Consider the following 3,557-nt stretch of genomic DNA (forward strand, 5'->3'; position numbering starts at 1 on the left):
CGGCGGTACATGACCTGGCCAAAGAGCCGATCTTCCACCACCACCTGGTTATCCGGCGAGAAGAAAACGTAGCGGTTAATCATCACCGCAAAGGTGATCAGCACGGTGAGCACGAAGAAGCACATCTCGACGGTGGCACTGGGAGCCGCCTTCGTCAGGATATAGTCCAGTGAGATCATCCAGATCAGGATAAGCCAAACGATCGCACTGACAATCACCATCGAGAAAAGCAAGGGTGACGCAGTGACGGTCCGGGTTCTCACCTCGATGGGGTTCAGAACAGGCCACTTCTGGTGCTGCTGGGGAGTGGGCTGTCCCTCATTGCTGTGCATAATTACAACTCCTTTCACAAATACCGATAACTAATGGTGGGCGTCATCGTTATCTATATCTAACGCCGTGGTAACACATTCGTGGATAAGACCGTTTACCCACCGCCGCAAACCAAAAGGGGGCTATGAGCCCCCTCTGTCCGTGACGGAAATTCGTGCTCACGCCTTCTGTGCCAAGGCAGCGATGGCAGCCTTCCAGGTTAGCTGAACCCGGTTCTTGCGGTAGAGCAGCAGGGTTCCGGCGAACACGATGAGCGACGCGGTCATCATGTTGAATTGTTGGTTGGACAACAGAAAACCGAAGCCGACCGCCAGCAGACCAAACAGCGAGAGGAGGAAAAACGCCTCCGGAGCACCACTGGAAGGATTAGAGACAGTTTTCTTGGAGGGAGCACTTTTCATATCAAACCCCTTTTTTACAGAAACGCATAAGATTATCGTTAAGCATCAGTCTTATATCAATATAAGATGAGCGGGCAAAATAGGCTAGACAAGGATCTCTGTCGCAAGTTACAACGATGCGTGTTGAGGATGGACCCTTGCCATTGACCAAAGGGGGGAAGACATGGAGATAGCGACACTACTGCTCGTCTCGACATTGGCGGCGCTTCCGCCGGTCGATCTCAATAGCGAACATCTGTGCGATCCGGTGACGTCTGAGGAGTCGCTGCCAGATGTGGCAGAACGGTTGAAGCTGGAGTGGTTGTCCAGGGCAGACACGGTAACGGGTCACACGGCGCTGGGAGAACACGACCAGGGCACAACCCTATCCATTGAGTCGGTGACTGAGACAGCGGTGACGACGGTGCAGCCACAGGCTGACGTCCGCTATTCCCAGTATTTCGACCTCGATAGCGAAAGGAAGTATCTATGCGTATCCGACTAGCGGCGATAACTGCGGGGCTATTGGTCTGCGCCAGCACGCAGGCCAGTAACTCTATGAGTGATGCGTGGAAGCTCTATGCGCCGATGATGGTGGCGGAAATCTATGCCATGTCATCACCAACGGATGACAACGTAACCGTGATGCAAGCCCGAGGTGACTACCTGCTGACAAACCTTGGGGTACAGCCCAACAAGCGCATCCAGAGCATGACCCAGGCTATCAGTGTGCTGGTGACGTCCGGCAAGATGGACGGGTCAATCAGCGACCTCAAAGACGTGGGACTGCTACCGGAGTTACTGCCTGACTTGCCCCAGGATCAGCCACTCACTGAGGTATTCAGCCATCCGTCCGCCTTCGCCAGCATCAAAGAGTGCATTCTGCAGGGTGAGTTCGGCCAGCAAGCTATGTGTCAGGCACTGGGGTTCTATCTGTCCGCACTGCGCTATGAACCGGCGCGACGCGAGGTGGCGGTCCTGAAGGATGAGTTTCTGAACACCACCGGGATCTACCCGACCATCATTGAGCTGTCACGTTATCTGGTGCGGCTACCTGACCAGCAAGTGGACGACAACTTAACCGTCGCAGCGTCGGATACGCTGACCAATGAGGAAGAGGGTAATCCCTTCAAAGACCCCAGCATCGACCTCATGATGGCCAAGCAGGCGCTGATCAATGCGGTGCTCGCAGCGAGGCAGATCACCCAGCTGTAGTCCGCCAAAGACAATGATGCTCTCCGGGGGAAAGATTCACCCTGGTAACGCGGTGGCCAGCTGGCCAGCACAACGCAGATGACATAGGGCCCCCATGGTGGAGGCCCTTTTTTATGGCCCCTCGATAAACTGCGTTATCGCAGCGTACCGAGGGGCCTTAATGGGGCGGGTTTATGGTGGGTTAGAAAGGTAACTCTGAAATGACAGAGGGATCAGGGGAAGACGATAATACCTAGCTGTTCCAGCAACTCTGGCTGCTGATATTCACTTATTTTTACCCCGTTTAGATTAACTCGTCGCGGATTCAACCCAGACAGATCACTATTTCGCAGATCGCACCCCTGCAGATTAAAGCTGGTCCATTCTATTTGTCCAAACTCTGAATCACTCAGATCAGATCCAGCCAAAGATGCTCTCTGCAAATTCGCTCCATTCCACCGGTTGCCACTGAGCTCGCATTTTTCCAGCAAGCAACCTTCGAAGTTGGCGTAATTAAAGTTGTTACCGGTCAAATAAGCGTCGCAGAAGTAACTTCTAAGGGTAATCTGGTTGACGAAGCTGGCACGGGAGAAATTAATCCCCATTGCCTGACAGTCACGCATTTCCAACCCCAAGCACTGGCTGTGACTCAAGTTCGCTAGGGTCAGATCACAGCGTAGGAAGCTCGCCTCACGCAGATTACATGCTTGCAGCTGACAACTGAGCTCCTGTTCCCGATCATAAAAACTACAGTCAACGAAGCGACACTCACTCAAATTCAACCGGGAAAAATCGCAACCAACGAAGCTGCAGCCACTAAACTGCTCGCCTTCTACCTCTTGCTGCTCGAAGCGCCGCCCCTCGAAACGCAAGCCATTGATCATTCTGATACTCCTCTGACGAAGACCGTCATGTGAATAAATTGTATTAACCTAAACTAAACTTCCTGAACTCAAGCTGTTTGCCTTGAATCACGAATTTGTATGTCCGTCACACCGACAAGATACATTCATTGAACTTTCATTCAAAAAAATCCTTCTGTACACGTTTCTTAGTCAGTTGCCGTTGCTCTGCCACCACCGCATAGGTCTGAGGCACCGATAGGCCATGCTTGCGGGCCAATTGGTCGATATTACGGCCATTGAACTCATCCCAGATCGCTCTGTCCCGCAGCGCGGCCTTGAGATGATCGCCGGTTGGGATGTAGTAGGCACGCCCCCCCATATAGTGAGCTTGCACCAATGCCAGCTTGCGGGCCTGGGCCAAGGCCTTATCCGCCGCCATCCCGCCGCGCCCAAGTTCACAGGCAAGCACATCGACCAGCTCGGCCAGTGCCTTGGGCCATTTGGCAGTCAGCTCGGCCGCCGGGATCTGATCCAACCGGTCCACCAACTGCCCCAAGGATTCATGGTCCTCGGCGAACAGGTCCAGATTCTCTTGGCTGCTATCCATGTTGCACCTCCGCCTGCATCTGCTCAAAGGCTGCCACAACAGCCTGATAGCCCACCACCCGACCGGTCTTTTCATTGATGGGGATAGTTTTAGGTTCTTCGCGGGATCTTGGGGAAGTGGAAGTTGACAGACAGGGTGCTGGTAAACTGGCTGTCTCCAAACACACCACCACCATCACCCTGCTGTCGCCGTGCATCA

Annotated in this window: 6 protein-coding genes and 1 pseudogene; 2 read left to right on the top strand and 5 right to left on the bottom strand. The window is 53.6% G+C overall.

The annotated features are described in order from the left end of the window. Both PG883_RS22855 and PG883_RS22860 read right to left on the bottom strand, forming a co-directional pair. Positions 1-332, bottom strand: a 332-nt coding sequence (locus PG883_RS22855) for a hypothetical protein (RefSeq protein ID WP_270808353.1), incomplete at its 3' end; no start/stop codon positions are given. A 159-nt stretch (positions 333-491) separates the two neighbouring features. Continuing rightward, on the bottom strand, positions 492-734 hold the full coding sequence (locus PG883_RS22860) for a hypothetical protein (protein WP_114522819.1): 243 nt from the start codon (positions 732-734) through the stop codon (positions 492-494). Between the two features lie 163 nt (positions 735-897). On the opposite strand from PG883_RS22860, the gene PG883_RS22865 reads away from it, so the two are divergent. Both PG883_RS22865 and PG883_RS22870 read left to right on the top strand, forming a co-directional pair. Beyond that, positions 898-1,218 (top strand): hypothetical protein, encoded by a 321-nt coding sequence (locus PG883_RS22865; protein ID WP_270808355.1) that lies wholly within the window; start codon positions 898-900, stop codon positions 1,216-1,218. After that, positions 1,203-1,928 (top strand): hypothetical protein, encoded by a 726-nt coding sequence (locus PG883_RS22870; RefSeq protein WP_114522821.1) that lies wholly within the window; start codon positions 1,203-1,205, stop codon positions 1,926-1,928. The genes PG883_RS22865 and PG883_RS22870 overlap by 16 nt, the downstream gene beginning before the upstream one ends. Before the next feature lie 212 nt (positions 1,929-2,140). On the opposite strand, the gene PG883_RS22875 is transcribed toward PG883_RS22870, so the two are convergent. From PG883_RS22875 to PG883_RS22885, 3 genes and pseudogenes are all read right to left on the bottom strand, one after another. After that, entirely contained in the window at positions 2,141-2,791 is a 651-nt protein-coding gene (locus PG883_RS22875) for a Qnr family pentapeptide repeat protein (RefSeq protein ID WP_130627553.1), read from the bottom strand. Between the two features lie 136 nt (positions 2,792-2,927). Next, the gene (locus tag PG883_RS22880; protein ID WP_130627552.1) at positions 2,928-3,359 is read right to left on the bottom strand and encodes a Mor transcription activator family protein; all 432 of its coding nucleotides are present in this window, start codon (positions 3,357-3,359) and stop codon (positions 2,928-2,930) included. Next, positions 3,352-3,557: pseudogene (locus PG883_RS22885) on the bottom strand (hypothetical protein); the annotation flags it as partial. The pseudogene PG883_RS22885 and the gene PG883_RS22880, both read right to left, overlap by 8 nt.

The sequence above is a fragment of the Aeromonas sp. QDB25 genome, assembly GCF_027707725.1.
In the GTDB taxonomy this organism is placed as follows: domain Bacteria; phylum Pseudomonadota; class Gammaproteobacteria; order Enterobacterales; family Aeromonadaceae; genus Aeromonas; species Aeromonas caviae.